Here is a 19,115-nt window from a genome sequence, read left to right as displayed (position 1 = left end):
CCGAGCATCCTGACGCGATCGTCGGCGCGGACGCCACGGCTTTTCGCTCACCAGTGAGCGGAGGCTCGTCCCACCTGCTCGTTGTGCCGGAAGTGCAGGACCGGGCCGCTGGTCCACGCGACCGCCGGCCCCGCCGCGCGGTGCAGTTCGTATGTGCCGGCCTCGGACCGTTCGACGTGGAGCTCCGCGGGCGGGTGGGCGATGACGACGAAGTCCGGATGCGGCCACCACCAGTGGCGTCCGGCGGCGGCATACGCGTCGAACACCGACCAGCGGTCGTCTTCGGCTGGTCTCCTTGTGCGCAGCCACGCCAGACGTGCCACCCGCCCGTCGTGCTGCCTGGCGATCGGCTCGCACGCGACCCCGAAGTGGGACCACCCCGAGGGCGGCTCGACACCCGGCGGCAATGCTCTGCGGATTCCCTGCTCCACCTCCCAGCCCGAGTCCGGGCCGGTGAGATCGGGCCAGCCACGAGCCGCCTTGCGCAACGCCGCCCAGACCGGCGCCGCCGCGGCGTCGACAGCGACCTCGATCCGCGTACGCAACCGCTTGTCCTCGGCCCGCCCGAGTGCCGCACGCACCTCGGTGTCGAGCGGGTCGAGCACGGCCGCGCGGATGCGCGCGCGGGTGCGGTCGATCTCGGCGACGGCGTCGGCCAGCCGGCGAGCGGTGACACGGTCGTATGCCGGATCGCTCCCGAGCGCCTGCCACAGCCAGATCCCGAGCCAGTTGCCGACGACCGTGCCGATGACCGCCCCGAGCCACCAGACGCTCCCGCCGGCCCAGGCACCCAGACCGAGACCCGCGACCACCGGCGCCGGCCGCAGCACCGACCACCACAACGCCCGGACGCTGTCACGCACGCCCACGATCGTGCGGCGCACGAGCCGCGGCCGCGCCTGCCACCGCACCTCGGCCCGGCGGCGTGCCAACGCGAACGCGGCACCCACCGCGATCGGCTCGCCCGCCCGCGGCGCCGACACCCAGACCACGGTGCCCGGCCAGGTCAGGCCCGCCGCTTCGTAGCACAGGCTGACCTGCGCCACCGTGTCCGTGCGCCAACCGCCGCTCGGCCGGCCGCGGAATTCACGCTCCATCCACGCGTGCGCGTGCGCCTCGGTCACCTCGAGCATCGACCCACCTCGACGCGAGGATACCTACCGCCGGCGACCGCTCGTCGCCTCGACGGCCTGCAGGATGAGTTGGGTTGCCGCCTCCGGCTGCGACACGAAGGACACGTGCGACGAGCGCACCTCCACGATCGTGGCGTTCGCGCGTTCGGCCATGAACTTCTGGAGGGCCGGCGGGACCGCCTTGTCCTCGGTGCCGAGCAGGTACCAGCACGGCAGGGACTTCCACGCCGGTGTGCTCGACGGTGCGCCCGCGAAGGCGGCGGCACCGTACGGGCGTTGCGCCGCGGCCATCACCGCCGCCGTCTGCTCGTCGACGTCGGCGGCGAACGTCGCGCGGAACGCGTCCCGGTCCAGGTAGAGGTCCGCGCCCTCGCTGCCGTCCGGCGCCGTGAATGGCACGGGCCGCACCGACGGGCCCACCAGGCTGCCTTCGAACCGGTCGAGGAGTTGCTGCTGGCTCTCGCCCTCGTCGCACATCCAGCCGTTGAAGTAGACGAGGGCCTTGACCTGGTCGTTGCCGGTGGCGGCGACCGAGATGACGTTGCCGCCGTAGGAATGCCCGACGAGCACGATCGGGCCGCTGCGGGTCTTCAGGAACTCGGCCAGGTACCTGGCGTCGCCGGCCAGGTCGCGAAGGGGGTTGGCGAACGCGATGGCGGTGAACCCGCGCTCCCGCAGCGCGCGGATCTCCGGATCGAAGCCGGTCGCGTCGGCCCACGCACCGTGGACCAGGACGATCGTCGGAGCCCCTGTGTCGTCCATGGTCCAAGGTTAGGTCGGCACGGCCCGCCCGCGGGCCGGTATCGCCGGGGAGACGTCGAAGCCTTCCGGCGGCGTACCTCGTTGAGCAGTTAGATGAGCACGCACATGATCGTCCTGCCCGGCGGAGGGTACGCCGAACACGCCGCACACGAGGCCGAGCCGGTGGCCGCGTGGCTCGACGACGAGGGACTGCCGGCGAGCGTGTTCCGCTATCCGGTCAACGTCCCGCATCCGGAACCGCTGCGTGCGCTGCGGGCCGAGATCGCACACCGCCGGGCGCTCGGCGCGGAGAGAATCGGGCTCTTGGGTTTTTCGGCGGGCGGCCACCTGGCCGGGCTGGCCGCCCTCGCGTCCGGCGCCACGCCCGACGAGACCGTGCAGTTCGCCGTGCTCGGTTACGCCATCACGTCGATGGAGACCGAGACCTACCGGCCCGCCCGGCTGATCCTGCTCGGCGAGGACGCCAGCCCCGGGCTGCGCCGGTCGACGTCGCTGGACGCGCTGGTCTCGCCCGACGCGCCGCCGTTCTTCCTGTGGCACACCGCGGAGGACCCGTACGTACCGCCCGAGCACACCTACCGCTTCGCCGCCGCCCTGGCCGCCAACCAGGTGCCACACGCCGTGCACGTGTTCGCGCACGGCCCGCACAGCCTCGGTCTGGCCCGGGACACCGGCGAGACCGCGAACTGGACGACGCTGGCGACGGCCTGGATCCGTGAGCAGACCGTTTACCACAGGAGAAGCCGATGACCCTTGCATTCAACGTATTCGTCGTCGACCCCAAGCCCGTCCCCAGCGCGATCCCCGGATTCGAGGACGCGACCTGGCCGCCGAGCACCTCGACGCTGATCAGCGACGACGACGGCGCCCTGCTGGTCGACTGCCTCATCACCCGGCAGGAAGGGCGTGACGTGGCCGCGTGGGTGAAGTCCTTGAACCACCGACCGGGGTACGTCTACATCACCCATCCCCACGCCGACCATTTCCTGGGTCTGCCCGAGGTGCTGGCGGCGTTCCCGGACGCCCGGCCGGTGGCCCTGGCCGAGTCGATCCCGGCGATGGAGGAGCAGGTCTCACCGGCGTACATGCAGATCTGGGGTGGTTTCTTCCCCGACCAACTGACGGATGCGCCCGTCGTCCCGGCGCCGCTCGACGGCACCACCGTCCCGATCGGCGGATCGACGGCGACGTTGATCCCGGTCGGCACCACCGACACCGTGCACTCCAGCGTCGTCCATGTCCCCGGCCTGCGTTTGGTCGTCTCCGGCGATGTCGTCTACAACCAGACGCACATGTGGTTGATGCGCTCCACACCGGACTCCCGCGCCGCCTGGTTGCGCGCGCTGGACGAGGTGGCGACGCTCGACGCCGAGAAGCTGATCGCGGGCCACCGCCACCCGGCGGCGGTCGACGACGACGCCCGCCGCCAGATCGCCGACAGCCGCCGCTATCTGACCGATTTCGAGGAGGCGCTGGCGCGCAGCACCTCGCCGGCCGAGCTCATCGACCGGATGACCGCCGGCTACCCGGACCTGGCGAACCCCTACACGCTCTGGGTCGCCGCCTACGACCTGCTCGGCACTCGCTAGGCGGCGGCCGGCACCGGCTCGCCGAAGAAGTCGATGATCAGTTGTGTGACGCGCTCGGCCTCGTCGTGATGCACCCAGTGCGACGCGCCGGGCAACCGCTCGACGCGGTCGAGGTTGGGCACGTCGTCCCGCTCGGGCTCGGCAAGCTCGGGGCCGAGGTACTGATCGCCTTCGCCCCAGATGACCAGGGTGGGAGCCTGGATCGGGCGAAGCGCGGCCTCGGCCCGCTTGGGAGACGTCCGCACCGACGACCGGTAGTAATTAATCATGCCGGTCGCCGCCCCCGGCTGCGACCAGGCCTCGAGGTAGTGCGCCATCTCCTCCGGCGTGTAGGCCGGGTCGGCGTCCCGCAGGAAATGCCGGAAGAAATGCCAATCATTGGCGTGTACGACGGTTTCGGGGAGCTCCGGCAGCGCGAAGAAGAAGAAATACCAGGACTTGCGCAACTGGCCGGGGTGGTGGAGCCCCTGCGACAGCTTCCGCGGGTGGGCCGCGTTGAGGACGACCAGGCGGTCGACGACCTCCGGGTGGTTCATCGCGGTGGTCCAGGCGACGGTGCCGCCCCAGTCGTGACCGACCAGAGACGCCGACTGCGCGCCGAGCGCGTGCACGAGCCCGCGCACGTCGTCGGCAAGCTTCTCGCCGTCGTAGGCCTCGACCCGACCCGGCCGTGACGACAGGTTGTAGCCGCGCATGTCGGGCGCGACAACCCGGAACCCAGCCGCGGCGAGCGGCGCGATCTGCCGCCGCCACCCGTACCAGAACTCCGGAAAACCGTGCAGCAGAATGATCAATGGCCCGGTGCCGGCCTCGACGTAATGCAGCCGCACGTCGCCGACCTCGGCGTAACCCTCACTCACCCCACCGAGCCAGTGCCCCTGCTCCTGCCGTTCCACATCCGCCCCCACCGCCGGTAGGTGACCCTTGGTCACACGGATGACAGTACGACTCCGGCTGTTGCCTCGACCGAGGATTGGCTCACACCGAACCACGGCCGGAAGCATCGAGGCTGACGCGGTTGTCCGCGCAGTCGCCTTGCCGACGCGAGGCTGGTGGTCAGTCGCGGGCCGGGGGTCAGTCGCGGGCCGGGGCTGGGTCCACGGCCGTGAGGAGGGTCGCTGGGTCCAGGTCGTCCGGGTATGGGGTCGGGGAGTCCGCGACAGCGAACTGGGTGCGGTAGAGCTCCGCGTAAAGCCCGTCAGCCGCGACCAGCGCCTCGTGGCGGCCGCGTTCGACGATGCGGCCGTGGTCGAGGACCAGGATCTCGTCGGCGTCCCGAACGGTCGACAGGCGGTGGGCGATGACCAGGGCCGTGCGTCCCGACAAGGCCGTCGCGAGGGCGCGTTGGACCGCGGCCTCCGACTCGGAGTCGAGGTGGGCCGTGGCCTCGTCCAGGATGACCACCGACGGGGCCTTGAGCAGCAGGCGGGCGATGGCGATGCGCTGCTTCTCGCCGCCCGAGAAGCGGTAGCCGCGTTCGCCGACCATCGTGTCGAGGCCGTCAGGTAGGTCGCGGACCAGGTCGGCGATCTGGGCGCCCGACAGGGCCGACCAGATCTCCTCGTCGGTCGCGTCGGGTTTCGCGTAGCGCAGGTTCTCCGCGATGGTCTCGTGGAACAGGTGGGCGTCCTGGGTCACCACGCCGATCGTGTCGCGGAGCGAGTCGAGCGTCGCGTCGCGGACGTCGACGCCGCCGACCAGGACCGCGCCGCCCGTCACGTCGTAGACGCGGGACACCAGCATCGACGTCGTCGACTTGCCGGCGCCCGACGGGCCGACCAGGGCGACCATGCGGCCCGGCTCCACCGCGAAGGAGATGCCGTGCAGGACCGGGTCGGAGACCGTGCGGTCGAGGACCGCGACGTCTTCGAGCGACGCCAGGGAGACCTCGGCCGCGGACGGGTAGCGGAACGTCACGTCGCGGAACTCGACCGAGCCGGCGTCGCGCGGAATGGTCACCGCGGACGGCTTCTCGGTGATCGCCGGGGTCAGGTCGAGCACCTCGAAGACCCGGTCGAAGGAGACCAGCGCGCCCATCACGTCGACCCGGACGTTGGACAGCGCGGTGAGCGGGCCGTAGAGCCGCGTCAGCAGCAGCGCCAGGGTGACGACGGTGCCCGCGCTGACCGCGCCCGTCACCGCCAGGTAACCGCCCAGGCCGTAGGTCAGCGCCTGCGCCAGTGACGCCACCAGCAACATCGCGACGAAGAACGTGCGGGAGAACATGGCCTGTTGGATGCCGATGTCGCGGACCCGCTCGGCCCGCTCGCCGAACCGGCGCGCCTCGATCTCGGGCCGGCCGAACAGCTTGACCAGCATCGCCCCGGCCACGCCGAAACGCTCGGTCATCGTGGCGTTCATCTTGGCGTCGAGGTTGTATGACTCCTTGGTGATCGCGGCCAGCTTCCGCCCGACCCGGCGGGCCGGGATGATGAACAGCGGAAGCAGCGCGAGCGACAGCAGGGTGATCTGCCAGGAGAGGGTGAACATCACGACCGCGGTGAGCACCAGCTGGATCGTGTTGCTGACCACGCCCGAGAGCGTGGAGGTGAACGCCCGCTGCGCGCCGAGCACGTCGTTGTTGAGCCGGCTGACCAGCGCGCCCGTCTGGGTGCGGGTGAAGAACGCCAGGGGCATCCGTTGGACGTGGTCGTAGACCCGGGTGCGCAGGTCGAGGATGATGCCCTCGCCGATGCGCGCCGAGTACCACCGCTGGGCGAGCGAGAGCAGCGCGTCGGCGACCGCCAGCACCGCGATCAGTATCGCGATGCGGACCACCTCGGCGGCCGCGTCGGAGGCCCGCCCGGTGATCGTGTTGACCACCCGGCCGGCCAGGATCGGTGTCGCGACGCCGATCGCCGCGCCGACGACGACGGTCACCAGGAAGACCGACATGTCGAGGCGGTAGGGTCGGGCGAACCGCATGATCCGCCGCCAGGTGCCGCTGGCCAGCTTGTGCGACCTGATCGAGTCCCGGTCGCGCTCGGCGCGCAGCATCGTCCAGGCGTTCATGCCTCCCGGAGAAGTCACCCCGAGCCTCCCTGTTGCCGATCGAGGGGGTCAGTCTCCCCGACGGGTACGACAACATTGGGGGTAATCGAGATCTTCCCGAAGGCCCCTTACTCCCCCAGCCCGGCCAGGTCCCGCAGCCGGCGCACCTGTGCGTCCCGCTCGGCGTCGAGCTGCTCGGGCCACGACCGGGAGGCAGCACCGGCGAGCAGGGCCTTCGTCTCCACGACCGCGTCGCGCGGCGCCGCCAGAACAGCTGCGACGAGGTCGGCGACGGCCGAGTCGAGGTCAGCGAGAGGCACGACCACGGCAGCCAACCCCAACTGCAGCGCCTCCTCGGCGCCGACCCGCCGCGCCGTCAGGCACAGCTCCAGCGCACGGGCGTACCCCACAAGCTCGACGAGCCGCTTCGTCCCACCCAGATCCGGCACCAGCCCCAGCGTGATCTCGGCCATCGTCAACCGGGCGTCGGAAGCCAGCACCCGCAGGTCGCACGCGAGCGCGAGCTGCAGGCCCGCGCCGATCGCGTGCCCCTGCACGGCCGCCACGGAGATGAGGTCCGGCCGGTGCAGCCAGGTGAAGCCCTCCTGGTACGGACGGATGCGCTCGGCGGCGGCGTCAGGCGCGAGAGAGGTGATCTCGGCGAGGAACGACGGGGCACCGCCGGAGATGTCCAGACCGGAGGAGAACGACCGCCCTTCGCCGCGCAGCACGACCACGCGGACGTCACCGGGCAGTTCACGACCGATGTCACGCAGTGCCAGCCACATCTCGGGGGTCTGCGCGTTGAGCACGTCGGGCCGGCGCAACGTCACGGTCGCGACCGGCCCGGCGCGGTCGAGCTCTACTCCGCTGGTGGTCATCGCGGGAAATGATCCACGAGCGACGGAAAACCGGGAGGGATGGGGGTCAGGCCTTCTTGCGGCGGCGGGCACCGCCACGCTGACGAAGCTGAACGCCCGACTCCGTGAGCACCCGGTGGACGAACCCGTAGGACCGGCCGGTCGAGGCCGCGAGCGCGCGGATGCTCTCACCGGAGGTGTACCGCTTGACCAGGTCCTTGGCCAGCGTCTGCCGCTCGGCCCCGACGATCCGGCGACCCTTCTCAGTGCTGGTGGCTGTGCCGGTGGCTGCCATGTTGATTCCTCACGTCCCAGACTGTGCGGTTTCATGCGGTCCCACCTATTAGACCGCCTCGGACGATCATGCGCTAGATATCAACTCTTCGCCAACCGACACGCACGGTACTGTCGGCAACCCGATACCGTGATGGCCCGTGACTCCTGAGGAGGCCCGAGCCGCCCATCGGGACGAGCGGACCGACCTCGTCGGCTGGCTCGTCCTGGCGGCGGTGGGAGCGCTTGCGACGTGGCTCGCGGTGCGCGGCGGTGCCCGGCTCGGCACGGCGGGAGCACCGTTCCTCGGCTCGTACGCGTTGACGATCTCCCTGGCCAGCGTGCTTGCGCCGATGGTCGCCGCGGCGGTGGTGGCGGCCGCCTACCGCGGTTGGTGGGAGCGCATGAAATGGCCGCTCGTGCTGCTTTCCGGGTGGCTGGTCGCGATGGCCTGGATGGTGAGCCTGGCCCTGGCCCACGGCCGCGCCGGCCTCACCGATCCATTGATGGCCGACGATGCATACCTGGCCGACGCCACCCGAGTGGGTGACGATCCTCTTCACTATCTGCGGGCTTACACCACCGAAGGGGGTCTTCCTTCCGTGTCGGCCCGGGGACATCCACCGGGGCCGATCCTTCTGCTCTGGGCGTTGATGCGCGTCGGTGTCACGGACCGTATCGGCCTGGGCCTCCTGCTGACCGCCGTCGGCGCGGCCGTCGTGCCCTTGGTGCTCTTCGCGGTGAAGGGGGTCTGCGGCGACCTGGCGGCGCGGCGCTACCTGCCGGTGCTGGCCCTCGCCCCGTACGCGGTCTGGCTCGCCGGCGGCGTCGAGGGCGTCGTCGCGGTGCTGGGCGCGGCGATGATCGCGGCCGGCGTGCACGCCTCCGACGAGCGCCGCACCGGCATCCGCGCCGGCGTCTGGGCCAGCGTCACGGGCCTGCTGCTCGGGGTCGCGGCCCTCTTCGCGTACGGCGTCCCCTGGCTGGGTCTGGCCGCGGCGTTCCTCTACTTCGCCCGGCGACGCGCGGCGCTCAACCTGTTCACCGGCCTCGGCGCGCTGATCCCGGTCGTGGTCGCCGAGCGGCTGGGCTTCAACTGGGTCGACGGGCTGATGGACGCCCGCCACGACTTCGCCGTACGCGTGGAACCGCACCGCAGTGTGCTCTGGTGGAGCGGGATCAGCCTCGTCGTGCTGCTGCTCGCGGCCGGGCCGGCGCTCTACGCGTCCCTGCGCAAGTCGCGCAACACACCGGGCTGGCCGTTCCTCGTCGCGGCCGGCATCGCCGTGCTGTTCACCCTGGTCACCGGCCTGGCCCGGGGCGGGGCCGAGACGAGCTGGCTCCCCTACTTCCCCTGGCTGACGATGGCCGCCATCGCGCCGCGGCACCAGGGCGGCGAGACCATCCCGACCCCGCACCTGCTGGTGGCCGCCGGCGCGGTCACGGCGATCATCATCAAGATGATCTTGACCTGAATCAGGCGAGCTCGACCAACTCGAGGAGGTCGTCGCTCCACGCGTCCTCGTCGCCGTCCGGCAGCAGGATCGCGCGGTCCGGCTTGAGCGCCTGCACCGCGCCCGGGTCGTGGGTCACCAGCACGATCGCGCCCGGGTAGCGGGCGATCGCGTCCAGCACCTGCTCGCGGCTGACCGGGTCGAGGTTGTTGGTCGGCTCGTCGAGCAGCAGCACGTTGGCGCCTGAGCAGACCAGCGTGGCCAGCGCCAGCCGGGTCTTCTCGCCGCCGGAGAGCACGCCCGCCGGCTTGCTCACGTCGTCGCCGCTGAACAGGAACGCGCCCAGGATCTTGCGCAGGTCGCCGTCGGTCTGGTCGGCCGCCGCCGAGCGCATGTGGTCGAGCACGGTGCGCTCGACGTCGAGCGTCTCGTGCTCCTGCGCGTAGTAGCCCAGCCGCAGCCCGTGCCCGGCCACCACCTCACCGGTGTCGGGCGTCAGGATCCCGGCCAGCATCCGCAACAGGGTGGTCTTGCCGGCACCGTTCAGACCGAGGATGGCGACCCGGGAGCCCCGGTCGACCGCCACGTCCACGTCGGTGAAGATCTCCAGCGATCCGTAGGACTTCGACAGACCGGAAGCGGTCAAGGGGGTACGCCCGCACGGCGCCGGCTGCGGGAAGCGCACCTTGGCCACGCGGTCGCCGACCCGCTCGTCGTCGAGCCCCGCGAGCAGCTTCTCGGCCCGCTTGGCCATGTTCTGCGCGGCGGTCGCCTTGGTCGCCTTGGCGCGCATCTTGTCGGCCTGGGCCATCAGCGCCCCGGCCTTCTTCTCCGCGTTGGCGCGTTCCCGGCGGCGCCGCCGCTCGTCGGTCTCGCGCTGTTCGAGATAGGTCTTCCAACCCACGTTGTACGTGTCGACGACGGACCGGTTGGCGTCGAGGTACCAGACCTTGTTGACCACCGCGTCGAGCAGCGTGACGTCGTGGCTGATCACCACGAGGCCACCCTTGTGCGCCGCCATGTAGCCGCGCAGCCAGACGATCGAGTCGGCGTCGAGGTGGTTGGTCGGCTCGTCGAGGAGCAGGATGCCGGCGCCCTCCTCCCCCGCGTCGCGGAACAGGATGCGGGCCAACTCGATCCGGCGGCGCTGACCACCGGAGAGGGTGCCGATCGTCTGCGCGAGCACCCGGTCGGGCAGGCCGAGGTTGGCGCAGATGCGGGCGGCCTCGGCCTCGGCCGCGTAGCCGCCGAGCGCCGCGAACCGCTCCTCCAGCGAGCCGTAGCGGCGCACCAGGGCGTCGGTGGGGTCGGCGGCGAGCTTCGCCTCGACGACCGTCATCTCGGCCAGCAGGGTGTCCAGGCCGCGCGCGGACAGGACCCGGTCGCGGGCGGTGACCTCGAGGTCGCCGGTGCGCGGGTCCTGCGGCAGGTAGCCGACGACGCTGGTGCGATCGACCCCGCCGGCGTACGGGCTGCCCTCGCCGGCGAGCACCTTCAGCGTGGTGGTCTTGCCGGCGCCGTTGCGGCCGACGAGGCCGATCCGGTCGCCGGGCTGCACCCGCAGGGTGGTGTCGGACAGCAGGATCCGCGCGCCGGCGCGAAGCTCCAGCCCGGTGGCAGTGATCATCAGAAACGCTCTCCCCGATTCGAAGGCTGACTCTGGGCACACGAAAGCGCCGATCGGGGCTTTTCCCGTCGGCGCCGGGGCTGGTCAGTCTTCGCAGAGCAGCACGGCGTGAAGTGTACCGGCTCCCCCGGGCAAACCCCCACCGGATTAACGGTGAAGATCATCGGGTACATCCCGGCGCGTCCACACGCGTCGATTGGATGGGGCATGGAACTCAACGAGCGCGCTGACGTCGACACCAGTCAGATCGAGGACCGGCGAGGCGGCGGCGGAGGAGGCGGAGGGATGGGCATCCCGCTGCCGACCAGCGGCGGCGGCATCGTCGGGCTGATCGTCACCCTGCTCGCCGTGCTGGTCGGCGGCGGCTTCGGCGTGAACGCCATGACCGGCGGCGACGAGCCCGCCGACAACGGGGCGATCGAGCAGAGCTGTGACGCGGCCGACAAGCTGAAGCAGCTCGACTGCCGCAACGCCCTCTACGTCAACTCGATCCAGTCGTGGTGGGAGAAGCGGCTGCCGCAGAGCTTCGGCGAGCAGTACAGCGAGGCGCCGACGGTGTTCTTCGACCAGGCGGTGCAGACCGGCTGTGGCGCCGCCGACTCCGGGGTCGGACCCTTCTACTGCCCCGCGGACCACAAGGTCTACATCGACCTCACCTTCTACCAGGTGCTCGCCGACCAGCTCGGCGCCAGCGGCGAGTTCGCGCAGCCCTACGTGCTGGCACACGAGTACGGGCACCACGTGCAGTCGCTGATCGGCACCGAGGCGACCATGCGTCGCCAGCAGGAACGTGACCCGGGCGACGCCAACGCGCTGTCGGTCAAGCTGGAGCTGCAGGCGGACTGCTACGCGGGCGCGTGGGCGAAGAACGCGACCCAGACCGCGGACGCGGACGGTGACCCGATCTTCACGTCGATCACCGACCAGGACATCAAGGAGGGCCTGGACACCGCGGCCGCGATCGGCGACGACACCCTGCAGAAGAAGTCGGGGCAGGACGTCAACCCGGACGGGTTCACGCACGGCACCTCGGCACAGCGCCAGCAGTGGTTCCGCACGGGCTACGACAGCGGCGACCCGAAGTCCTGCGACACGTTCGGCACCAGCTAACCGGCGTCCAGCGGGTTCCCACAGACCCGCCACGTGCCGCGGTCGTCGGTGACCCGCAGCTCGTACGGGGTGATGGCACCGGTCGGATCGACGAGCGCCGCGCTGACGGTGGCGTCCGCCGACCCGGTCGCCACCACCCCGTCGATCTTGTAGCTGGTCACCGCCGGCCGCCCGCCGATGCCGGCGACGAAGTCCTCCCGCTCGACCCGCTCGCGGGTCTCGTTGCAGAGCTGGTCGTACGCGCCGCCGATGTTGCCGGCGGCGAGCCGGGTGAGGAACGTGTCGGCGGCCAGCCGGGCGCCCTGCTCGGGCCCGCGGTGCCCGCCGAGCGCGAAGAAGCCGCCGACCACCAGGCCGGCCGCGACCAGGGTGCCGCCCATGATCCCCACCCGCTTGAGCGGCTGGCGCAGCGCGTCGTCGACCATGCGCGGGAGGCTACTCCCTAGGAATCCGGGTCGCGCACCAGGATCGATACCGCACGCGCGGCGCTGACGGCGTCGACCAGCACGGCGTGCCGGGGCTCGGGCACGTCGAGCAGGCGCTCGGTGCGCAGGTCGCGCAGCGGCGCGAGCCGAGGGTCCGCGAGCACGGCGTCGACCGCGCGCCGGTCGCCGCCGCAGACGACCGCGGCGAGTTTGTGCGCCACCGGCAGCAGGACCCGGACCGCCAACTCGGCCGCGTCCCTGGCCTGGGCCTTCGCCTGGTTGTCGCGGCGGCGGGCGAACCGCTGCTGCGACCAGCCGCCGGCCGCGGTGCGGCTCTGCACGTACGAGCTGTCGACCTTCGACGCGACGAGCCGGTCACCGTCGGCCACGCCGACCGCGACCGACGCCTTGCGGGCCAGCAGCAGCCCGATCCGCCGCGACGCCTGGGCGGCCTCGACGAAGTCGGCCAGGTCGGCGGAGAGCGGCGCGCCCGGCGGCGGGTGCAGCGCCGCGGTGGCGCCGTCGAAGGCCGCGAGCACCAGCGCGTCGTCGGTCGGGCGCTGGGCATAGTCGCCGTGCCGTTCGCGGAAGCCGTCGACCCAGCGGGTCAGGCGGTCGGGGTCGACGTCGACCCAGCGCCCCCCGCCCGCGGCCGGTCGGCTGGTGGTCATTCCCGCGACGGTACGGCACGCCACAATGTCCGGATGACGGAGCCGGTGCTGGACCGCCTGACCGCGTTGTTCGAGGCCGACCGGGACCCCGAGCGGGCCGTCGCCATGCGCGCGTACATGCGGGATCAGTTCGATTTCCTGGGCATCATGTCGCCGCGGCAGCGGGCGCTGGCCCGGCAGGCGGTCGCGGGCGCGCCGCGGCCCACGGAGCGCGACCTGCTCGACCTGGCCGACGCCTGCTGGGCCCGGCCGGAGCGGGAGTACCAGTACTTCGCCTGCGACTACCTGCGCCGGCACGCCGGAGCGCTGTCGCCGGACGCGTTGCCGGCGGTGCGCCGGTTGATCACCACGAAGCCCTGGTGGGACACGGTCGACGTGCTGGCCGCGCGGGTGGTCGGCCCGATGGTGACCCGGGACCGCGCGCTGGTCGCCGCGATGGACGACTGGAGCTCCGACAGCGACCTCTGGGTGATCCGCACGGCGCTCCTGCACCAGCTCTTCTACAAGAAGGACACCGACGCGGACCGCCTGTTCGGCTATTGCAGGCGGCAGGCCGGGCACACCGACTTCTTCATCCGCAAGGCGATCGGCTGGGCGCTGCGGGAGTACGCGAAGACGGATCCCGCCGCTGTCCGCGCTTTTGTCGAGAACACGGTTCTGTCCGGTTTGTCCCGACGCGAGGCGCTCAAGAACCTCTAGTCGTCGAGCAGGAACTTGTCGGACCAGTTGGCGATCTCCCGCAGCGCGGGCGCCAACCCGTAGCCCGCCTCCGTCAGCTCGTAGGTGACGGAGATCGGCGGCCCGGGGTCGACGCTGCGGGTGGCCAGCCCGAGCTCGCACAACTCGGACAGCCGGTCGGAAAGCACCGAGTCACTCACCCCACCGACCTGCCGGGAGAGCTCGCGGAAACCGGTCGGGCCGTTCATCAGCGTGCCGATCACGAGGCCGGACCACCGCTTGCCGAGCACGCTGAACGCGCGCACCAAGCCCTGGTCGCCGCGCGCACAGCGCTCGCCGACCTCGGTGGTGGTGTGACGTTCCGGACTCTCGGCCACAACGCCATGCTATCTCGATAGAGGTCGCTAGTATTTCCGAAGCAGCTAGCGAGACAAGTGTCGCTAGCCTTTTAACGGAGGTAACACTGGTGACGAACACCGAGGTCAAGCGTCCTTCCGTAGTCGTCCTGGGCGGCGGGTACGGCGGCCTCAACGCTGCCAAGGCGCTGGATGACGTCGCCGACGTCACGCTGGTCGACCCGTCCGGCGCGTTCCACCACAACGTCGCGTCCTGGCGGGCCCTGGTCGACCCGGCCTGGATCGACCGGATCTTCATGCCGCTCGACCGGCTCCTGCACAACGGCCACTACGTGCGCGACCGGGCCGTCGCCGTCGACGGCCGCAAGGTGACGCTCGAGTCCGGCGCCGCGCTGGAGCCCGACTACCTCGTGCTGGCGACCGGCTCGCACTACCCGTTCCCGGCCAAGACCGGCGCCAGCGACCACCAGGGCGGCAAGGACCGGCTGCAGGCGGCGCACGACGCGCTGTCGGGCGCGGACCGCGCGCTGATCGTCGGCGCCGGGCCGTCCGGCCTCGAGCTGGCGGGTGAGATCAAGGCGTTCTACCCGGCCAAGGAGGTCACGGTCGTCGACGTCAACGCGGACATCCTCAGCGGCCCGTTCCAGCAGGAGCTGCGCGAGGAGCTCAAGCGCCAGCTCGACAAGATGGGCGTGCGCCTGGTGCTCGGCAGCCCGCTGACCGCCCTGCCGGCCGTCGACCCGGCCACGCCCGGCGCGGTGTCGGTGGCCACGGAGAGCGGCGAGACGATCGAGGCCGACATCTGGTTCCGTGCGTTCGGCGTCCGGCCGGCGACGGACTACCTGCGCGGCGACCTGGCGGAGGCCCGCGACGAGCGCGGCTACCTGGTCGTGGACGACCAGCTCCGGGTCAAGGGCGGCGACGGCGTCTACGCGCTGGGCGACATCGCGACGGCCGACCGCGACACGGCCGGCGCCGCCAGCCGCCAGGGTGCCCTGGTCGCCGCCAACATCAAGGCCGCGATCACCGGCGACGGCGAGGTCCAGGCGTACGACCCGGGCCCGGCCATGATCGTGGTGCCGCTGGGCCCGGAGGGCGGGGCCACCCAGCTACCGACGGGCGTGGGCGGCCCCGAGGAGGCGGCGGCGATCAAGGGCGGCTCGATGCTGGTCGAGATGTACTCGGTCCACTTCGACGCCCCTACGCGATAAGGGCGATCGCCAGCACGACGATGAGCAGGCTGGACGCGAGGGCGGTCACCAACCGCCCTCGCGGCCCGGTCAGCAGCCGGCCGACGAGCGAACCGCCCGAGGCGATCAGGAGCTGCCAGCTCGCCGAGGCGAGGAACGCGGCGACGACGAAGAGCACCTCGCCGCCGGCGGTCAGCTCGTCGGAGGCCTGCCGCCCGAGCACCAGTGCCGCGAAGTAGACGATGGTCATGGGGTTGAGCAGCGTCAGGGCGAGGATTCCGGCGTACGCGCGGGCGGGTGTGCCCAGTCCGTCGCGGCTCCTCGCGGCCCGGGCGGGATCGCGGTGGTGCCGCACGGCGGACACCGCGGTGTGCGCCGCCAACCCGAGTAGCACGACGACCGCCACCCAGCGCAACGGGGTCGCGACGGGCGCGATGACCCCCGCGAGCGCGGCACCGCCGAGCACGGCGACGGCGGCATAGAGCCCGTCCGCGGTGGCGACACCGAGCGCGGCGGCGGCACCGACCTTGAAGGACGTGCGGGCGGTCAGGCCCATGATGAGAATGGCGATGGCGCCGACGGGCACGGCGACGCCGTAGCCGGCGACCAGGCCGGCGACGAACGCGTCGCTCATCGCGGATCAGGAGTGATCGACGCCGCCCCGGAGCCACGCTGCTGTCGGCGACCGGCGAAGGCCGTCACGACAGAAACCTGGGTCAGCGTCAGTGCGATCACCCGGACATCATGGGCGATGCCCGGGCGACCAGCACCTGGATTTCGCGCGCTTCCTAGACGTTGAAGCCCAGCGACCGGAGCTGGTCGCGGCCCTCGTCGGTGATCTTGTCGGGGCCCCACGGCGGCAGCCAGACCCAGTTGATCCGGAAGTCGCTGACGATGCCGCCGCCCGGGCCGGTCGTCAGGGCCGACCGGGTCTGGTCCTCGATCACGTCGGTCAGCGGGCAGGCCGCCGACGTCAGCGTCATGTCGAGGGTCGCGACGTTCTCGTCGTCGACGTGCACCCCGTACACCAAGCCGAGGTCGACGACGTTGATGCCCAGCTCGGGGTCGACGACGTCCTTCATCGCTTCTTCGATGACATCCACAGATGCCTTCGCGGGGCTCACGGTCTCTTCACTCATGCCTTCACCTCGGGTCCCACCGCGACGCCGGCGCGTACCGCGGCGTCCTTGAACGCCATCCAGGGCAGCAGGGCGCACTTCACGCGCGCCGGATAGCGCGCCACTCCGGAGAACGCCACGCCGTCGCCCAACAATTCCTCGTCCGGCTCGACCTGGCCGCGGCCCTGCATCAGCTCGACGAACGCGTCGTGCACCTTGAAGGCCTCGTCGACCGGCTGGTCGGCCAGCAGGTCGTGCAGGACGCTCGCCGAGGCCTGGCTGATCGAGCAGCCCATCCCCTCGTACGAGACGTCCGCGAGCTTGTCGCCGGCCACGGCGACCCGGATCGTCACCTCGTCGCCGCACGTCGGGTTGACGTGGTGCGCCTCACCGCCGAACGGCTCCCGGAGCCCTCGGCCGTGCGGCCGTTTGTAGTGCTCCAGGATGATCTCCTGGTAGAGCTGGTCGAACTGCATCAGCCGAACACCTTTCGCACCCGCTCGAGCCCCCGCACGAGCGCGTCGACCTCCTCGGTCGTCGTATAGACGTAGAACGAGGCGCGCGTCGTGGCGGGCACCCCGTAGCGCACGCAGACCGGCCGCGCGCAGTGGTGCCCGACCCGCACCTCGACACCCTCGTCGTCGAGCACCTGCCCGACGTCGTGCGGGTGGATCCCCTCGAGCGCGAACGAGATCGTGCCGCCGCGCCCCTCGGTCACCGTGGGCCCGAAGATCCGCAGGGTCGGCACCGACTCCAGCGCGGACAGCGCGTACTCGGTGATCTCCTGCTCGTGCGCCTGCACCGCCGGCATGCCGATCTCGGAGAGGTAGTCGATCGCGGCGCCGAGCCCGATCGCCTCGACGATCGGCGGCGTGCCGGCCTCGAAGCGGGCCGGCGGCGGCGCGAACGTCGACTTCTCCATCGTCACGGTCTCGATCATCGAGCCACCGCCGAGCACCGGCGGCATCGCGTCGAGCAGCTCACCGCGGCCCCAGAGCACGCCGATGCCGGTCGGGCCGAGCATCTTGTGGCCCGTGAACGCGATGAAGTCGACACCCAGCGCCCGCACGTCGACCGGCAGGTGCGGCACCGACTGCGAACAGTCGAGCAGCACCAGCGCGCCGACCTCGCGCGCCCGGGCGACGATCCGGGACGGGTCGTTGATCGTGCCCAGGATGTTGGACATGTGCACGATCGAGACGAGCTTGGTGCGCTCGTTGACCAGCGTGTCCAGCCCGGACTCGTCGAGGCGGCCCGCTTCGGTGATCGGGAACCAGCGCAGGGTCGCGCCGGTGCGCTCGCAGAGCAACTGCCACGGCACCAGGTTGGAGTGGTGCTCCATCTCGGAGATCACCACCTCGTCGCCCGGGCCGAGGCGGAACCGGGGATCACTCCCCGGTGTCACGGAGGCGTTGGAGAAGGCGTACGCGACCAGGTTGATCGCCTCGGTCGAGTTCTTGACGAACACCACCTCGGCCGGGTCCGGCGCGTTGACGAACGCCGCCACCTTCTCGCGGGCGCCCTCGTAGGCCAGCGTCGCCTCCGTGCCCAGCGTGTGCACCGAGCGCGACACGTTGCCGTTGTGCCGCTCGTGGTGCGCGCGCATGACATCGAGCACCTGGCGGGGTTTCTGCGACGTGTTGGCGCTGTCCAGGTAGACCAGCGGGTGGCCGTTGACCTCCCGACCGAGGATCGGGAAGTCGGCCCGCAACGAGGCGACGTCGAACGTCGACGGGATCGCGAGAGACGTCATGACTGGGCAGCCCTTCGTTGCGTGGTCAGGCCGCGGCCGGACCGGTTTCCGCCAGGTAGCGCTTGTAGCCCTCGGCCTCGAGCTGCTCGGCCAGCTCCGGCCCGCCCTCCTCGACGATCCGGCCGCCGGCGAAGACGTGCACGTGGTCGGGGGTGATGTAGCGCAGGATGCGGGTGTAGTGGGTGATCAGCAGCACGCCGGTGTCGCCGGTCGCGCGTACCCGGTTGACACCCTCGCTCACCACCTGGAGCGCGTCGATGTCGAGGCCGGAGTCGGTCTCGTCGAGGATCGCGATCTTCGGCTTGAGCAGCTCGAGCTGGACGATCTCGTGACGCTTCTTCTCACCGCCGGAGAAGCCCTCGTTGACGTTGCGCTGTGCGAACGCCGGGTCCATCTGCAGCCGCTCCATCGCGCCGCGCAGGTCGGTCGACCAGGTGCGCAGCTTGGGCGCCTCGCCGTCGATCGCGGTCTTGGCGGTACGCAGGAAGTTGGCCACGGACACGCCGGGCACCTCGACCGGGTACTGCATCGCGAGGAACAGGCCGGCCCGGGCCCGCTCGTCCACGGTCATCGACAGCACGTCGGCGCCGTCGAGGGTGACCGTGCCGTCGGTGATCTGGTACTTCGGGTGGCCGGCGATCGAGTAGGCCAACGTCGACTTGCCCGAGCCGTTGGGGCCCATGATGGCGTGCGTCTCGCCGGCGCGGACCGTGAGGTCGACGCCCACCAGGATCGGCTTGAGCTCGCCGTCGGGCAGCTTGACCGAGACCTTCAGGTCGCGGATCTCCAGGACGCTCATGCGGGCATAACTCCATTGCTCGGTGTGAGGGCGACGTAGACCTCGCCGTCACGGACTTCGACGGGATAGACGGGTACGGGTTCGGTCGCCGGCAGGCCGGTCGGCTCGCCGGTGCGCAGGTCGAAACGGGAGCCGTGCAGCCAGCACTCCAGCGTGCAGCCGTCGATCTCGCCCTCGGAGAGGGCGACCGCGGCGTGCGAGCACTCGTCGTAGGCGACGTAGAAGTTGTCGTCCTCGGCGTGCACCACGGCGAGCTCGAGGTCGTCGACGACGGCCCTGATCGCCGTGCCCTTGGGCACGTCCTCGACGGAGCACAGGCGGATGAA

General features: G+C 71.2%; 22 protein-coding genes. 6 read left to right on the top strand and 16 right to left on the bottom strand.

The features are described 5' to 3' along the window. Positions 1 to 47: 47 nt before the first annotated feature. Together Air01nite_RS12370 and Air01nite_RS12365 are read right to left on the bottom strand one after the other, a co-directional pair. Positions 48 to 1,133 carry a DUF6745 domain-containing protein gene (locus tag Air01nite_RS12370; RefSeq protein WP_203702158.1) on the bottom strand — a complete coding sequence of 362 codons (1,086 nt, stop codon included), beginning with the start codon at positions 1,131 to 1,133 and terminating at the stop codon, positions 48 to 50. Between the two features lie 24 nt (positions 1,134 to 1,157). Further along, on the bottom strand, positions 1,158 to 1,895 hold the full coding sequence (locus Air01nite_RS12365) for an alpha/beta fold hydrolase (RefSeq protein WP_203702157.1): 738 nt from the start codon (positions 1,893 to 1,895) through the stop codon (positions 1,158 to 1,160). A gap of 93 nt (positions 1,896 to 1,988) precedes the next feature. On the opposite strand from Air01nite_RS12365, the gene Air01nite_RS12360 reads away from it, so the two are divergent. Beyond that, positions 1,989 to 2,645, top strand: coding sequence for an alpha/beta hydrolase (locus tag Air01nite_RS12360; RefSeq protein WP_203702156.1), 657 nt, complete (start codon positions 1,989 to 1,991; stop codon positions 2,643 to 2,645). Then, positions 2,642 to 3,484, top strand: coding sequence for an MBL fold metallo-hydrolase (locus Air01nite_RS12355; RefSeq protein ID WP_203702155.1), 843 nt, complete (start codon positions 2,642 to 2,644; stop codon positions 3,482 to 3,484). The genes Air01nite_RS12360 and Air01nite_RS12355 overlap by 4 nt, the downstream gene beginning before the upstream one ends. Here the strand turns inward: Air01nite_RS12355 and Air01nite_RS12350 are convergent. The 4 genes from Air01nite_RS12350 to Air01nite_RS12335 form a co-directional block, all read right to left on the bottom strand. Then, positions 3,481 to 4,416 (bottom strand): alpha/beta fold hydrolase, encoded by a 936-nt coding sequence (locus Air01nite_RS12350; RefSeq protein WP_203702154.1) that lies wholly within the window; start codon positions 4,414 to 4,416, stop codon positions 3,481 to 3,483. The two genes, Air01nite_RS12355 and Air01nite_RS12350, sit on opposite strands and share 4 nt — an antisense overlap. A 142-nt stretch (positions 4,417 to 4,558) precedes the next feature. Further along, entirely contained in the window at positions 4,559 to 6,496 is a 1,938-nt protein-coding gene (locus Air01nite_RS12345) for an ABC transporter ATP-binding protein (RefSeq protein WP_203702262.1), read from the bottom strand. Between the two features lie 107 nt (positions 6,497 to 6,603). Next, positions 6,604 to 7,356 carry an enoyl-CoA hydratase/isomerase family protein gene (locus Air01nite_RS12340; protein WP_203702153.1) on the bottom strand — a complete coding sequence of 251 codons (753 nt, stop codon included), beginning with the start codon at positions 7,354 to 7,356 and terminating at the stop codon, positions 6,604 to 6,606. A gap of 46 nt (positions 7,357 to 7,402) precedes the next feature. Then, positions 7,403 to 7,630: a helix-turn-helix domain-containing protein gene (locus tag Air01nite_RS12335; protein ID WP_085066491.1), complete on the bottom strand. Its 228-nt coding sequence runs from the start codon at positions 7,628 to 7,630 to the stop codon at positions 7,403 to 7,405. 139 nt (positions 7,631 to 7,769) lie between these two features. Between Air01nite_RS12335 and Air01nite_RS12330 the strand changes: the two genes are divergently transcribed. Further along, positions 7,770 to 9,083 carry a hypothetical protein gene (locus Air01nite_RS12330; RefSeq protein ID WP_203702152.1) on the top strand — a complete coding sequence of 438 codons (1,314 nt, stop codon included), beginning with the start codon at positions 7,770 to 7,772 and terminating at the stop codon, positions 9,081 to 9,083. A 1-nt stretch (position 9,084) separates the two neighbouring features. On the opposite strand, the gene Air01nite_RS12325 is transcribed toward Air01nite_RS12330, so the two are convergent. Beyond that, on the bottom strand, positions 9,085 to 10,689 hold the full coding sequence (locus Air01nite_RS12325; protein ID WP_203702151.1) for an ABC-F family ATP-binding cassette domain-containing protein: 1,605 nt from the start codon (positions 10,687 to 10,689) through the stop codon (positions 9,085 to 9,087). 207 nt (positions 10,690 to 10,896) lie between these two features. Between Air01nite_RS12325 and ypfJ the strand changes: the two genes are divergently transcribed. Beyond that, positions 10,897 to 11,799 (top strand): KPN_02809 family neutral zinc metallopeptidase, encoded by a 903-nt coding sequence (gene ypfJ, locus Air01nite_RS12320; RefSeq protein ID WP_203702150.1) that lies wholly within the window; start codon positions 10,897 to 10,899, stop codon positions 11,797 to 11,799. Here the strand turns inward: ypfJ and Air01nite_RS12315 are convergent. Then, complete coding sequence (locus Air01nite_RS12315; RefSeq protein ID WP_203702149.1) at positions 11,796 to 12,224, bottom strand: Rv0361 family membrane protein; 429 nt, start codon at positions 12,222 to 12,224, stop codon at positions 11,796 to 11,798. The two genes, ypfJ and Air01nite_RS12315, sit on opposite strands and share 4 nt — an antisense overlap. A gap of 17 nt (positions 12,225 to 12,241) precedes the next feature. Beyond that, on the bottom strand, positions 12,242 to 12,895 hold the full coding sequence (locus Air01nite_RS12310) for an acVLRF1 family peptidyl-tRNA hydrolase (RefSeq protein ID WP_203702148.1): 654 nt from the start codon (positions 12,893 to 12,895) through the stop codon (positions 12,242 to 12,244). A 33-nt stretch (positions 12,896 to 12,928) separates the two neighbouring features. Here Air01nite_RS12310 and Air01nite_RS12305 point away from each other — a divergent pair, with 33 nt between their 5' ends. Further along, entirely contained in the window at positions 12,929 to 13,594 is a 666-nt protein-coding gene (locus Air01nite_RS12305) for a DNA alkylation repair protein (RefSeq protein ID WP_203702147.1), read from the top strand. Here the strand turns inward: Air01nite_RS12305 and Air01nite_RS41085 are convergent. Next, a complete protein-coding gene (locus tag Air01nite_RS41085) occupies positions 13,591 to 13,950 on the bottom strand; it encodes a winged helix-turn-helix transcriptional regulator (protein WP_239090662.1) in 360 nt (119 codons plus the stop codon). The two genes, Air01nite_RS12305 and Air01nite_RS41085, sit on opposite strands and share 4 nt — an antisense overlap. 89 nt (positions 13,951 to 14,039) lie before the next feature. Between Air01nite_RS41085 and Air01nite_RS12295 the strand changes: the two genes are divergently transcribed. Next, the gene (locus Air01nite_RS12295; protein ID WP_203702146.1) at positions 14,040 to 15,140 is read left to right on the top strand and encodes an NAD(P)/FAD-dependent oxidoreductase; all 1,101 of its coding nucleotides are present in this window, start codon (positions 14,040 to 14,042) and stop codon (positions 15,138 to 15,140) included. Here Air01nite_RS12295 and Air01nite_RS12290 read toward each other — a convergent pair. The 6 genes from Air01nite_RS12290 to Air01nite_RS12265 form a co-directional block, all read right to left on the bottom strand. Continuing rightward, the gene (locus Air01nite_RS12290) at positions 15,130 to 15,753 is read right to left on the bottom strand and encodes a LysE family transporter (protein ID WP_203702145.1); all 624 of its coding nucleotides are present in this window, start codon (positions 15,751 to 15,753) and stop codon (positions 15,130 to 15,132) included. The genes Air01nite_RS12295 and Air01nite_RS12290 overlap by 11 nt on opposite strands. 154 nt (positions 15,754 to 15,907) lie before the next feature. After that, entirely contained in the window at positions 15,908 to 16,336 is a 429-nt protein-coding gene (locus tag Air01nite_RS12285) for a metal-sulfur cluster assembly factor (protein ID WP_425546825.1), read from the bottom strand. After that, positions 16,255 to 16,713: a Fe-S cluster assembly sulfur transfer protein SufU gene (gene sufU, locus Air01nite_RS12280; protein ID WP_203702143.1), complete on the bottom strand. Its 459-nt coding sequence runs from the start codon at positions 16,711 to 16,713 to the stop codon at positions 16,255 to 16,257. Before sufU ends, Air01nite_RS12285 begins: the two co-directional genes overlap by 82 nt. Next, a complete protein-coding gene (locus tag Air01nite_RS12275; RefSeq protein WP_203702142.1) occupies positions 16,713 to 17,990 on the bottom strand; it encodes a cysteine desulfurase in 1,278 nt (425 codons plus the stop codon). Before Air01nite_RS12275 ends, sufU begins: the two co-directional genes overlap by 1 nt. Positions 17,991 to 18,015: 25 nt before the next feature. Next, complete coding sequence (gene sufC / locus Air01nite_RS12270; protein WP_203702141.1) at positions 18,016 to 18,789, bottom strand: Fe-S cluster assembly ATPase SufC; 774 nt, start codon at positions 18,787 to 18,789, stop codon at positions 18,016 to 18,018. Next, positions 18,786 to 19,112, bottom strand: a complete 327-nt coding sequence (locus Air01nite_RS12265; RefSeq protein ID WP_203702260.1) for a non-heme iron oxygenase ferredoxin subunit — start codon at positions 19,110 to 19,112, stop codon at positions 18,786 to 18,788. Before Air01nite_RS12265 ends, sufC begins: the two co-directional genes overlap by 4 nt. Between the last annotated feature and the right edge of the window lie 3 nt (positions 19,113 to 19,115).

Source organism: Asanoa iriomotensis, from assembly GCF_016862515.1.
Lineage (GTDB): Bacteria > Actinomycetota > Actinomycetes > Mycobacteriales > Micromonosporaceae > Asanoa > Asanoa iriomotensis.
The sequence above is the reverse complement of the archived record's forward strand: the minus strand, read 5'-3'. Positions and strand labels throughout refer to the sequence as shown.

Excerpts from the sequence above, each read along its gene's own strand:
- Air01nite_RS12305 (WP_203702147.1), top strand. The coding sequence starts at position 12,929 with ATGACGGAGCCGGTGCTGGACCGCCTGACCGCGTTGTTCGAGGCCGAC.
- Air01nite_RS12275 (WP_203702142.1), bottom strand. The coding sequence starts at position 17,990 with ATGACGTCTCTCGCGATCCCGTCGACGTTCGACGTCGCCTCGTTGCGG.
- sufU (WP_203702143.1), bottom strand. The coding sequence starts at position 16,713 with ATGCAGTTCGACCAGCTCTACCAGGAGATCATCCTGGAGCACTACAAA.
- ypfJ (WP_203702150.1), top strand. The coding sequence starts at position 10,897 with ATGGAACTCAACGAGCGCGCTGACGTCGACACCAGTCAGATCGAGGAC.
- Air01nite_RS12325 (WP_203702151.1), bottom strand. The coding sequence starts at position 10,689 with ATGATCACTGCCACCGGGCTGGAGCTTCGCGCCGGCGCGCGGATCCTG.
- Air01nite_RS12310 (WP_203702148.1), bottom strand. The coding sequence starts at position 12,895 with ATGACCACCAGCCGACCGGCCGCGGGCGGGGGGCGCTGGGTCGACGTC.
- Air01nite_RS12365 (WP_203702157.1), bottom strand. The coding sequence starts at position 1,895 with ATGGACGACACAGGGGCTCCGACGATCGTCCTGGTCCACGGTGCGTGG.
- Air01nite_RS12290 (WP_203702145.1), bottom strand. The coding sequence starts at position 15,753 with ATGAGCGACGCGTTCGTCGCCGGCCTGGTCGCCGGCTACGGCGTCGCC.
- Air01nite_RS12370 (WP_203702158.1), bottom strand. The coding sequence starts at position 1,133 with ATGCTCGAGGTGACCGAGGCGCACGCGCACGCGTGGATGGAGCGTGAA.
- Air01nite_RS12355 (WP_203702155.1), top strand. The coding sequence starts at position 2,642 with ATGACCCTTGCATTCAACGTATTCGTCGTCGACCCCAAGCCCGTCCCC.
- Air01nite_RS12335 (WP_085066491.1), bottom strand. The coding sequence starts at position 7,630 with ATGGCAGCCACCGGCACAGCCACCAGCACTGAGAAGGGTCGCCGGATC.
- Air01nite_RS12360 (WP_203702156.1), top strand. The coding sequence starts at position 1,989 with ATGAGCACGCACATGATCGTCCTGCCCGGCGGAGGGTACGCCGAACAC.
- Air01nite_RS12340 (WP_203702153.1), bottom strand. The coding sequence starts at position 7,356 with ATGACCACCAGCGGAGTAGAGCTCGACCGCGCCGGGCCGGTCGCGACC.
- sufC (WP_203702141.1), bottom strand. The coding sequence starts at position 18,789 with ATGAGCGTCCTGGAGATCCGCGACCTGAAGGTCTCGGTCAAGCTGCCC.
- Air01nite_RS12315 (WP_203702149.1), bottom strand. The coding sequence starts at position 12,224 with ATGGTCGACGACGCGCTGCGCCAGCCGCTCAAGCGGGTGGGGATCATG.
- Air01nite_RS12345 (WP_203702262.1), bottom strand. The coding sequence starts at position 6,496 with ATGAACGCCTGGACGATGCTGCGCGCCGAGCGCGACCGGGACTCGATC.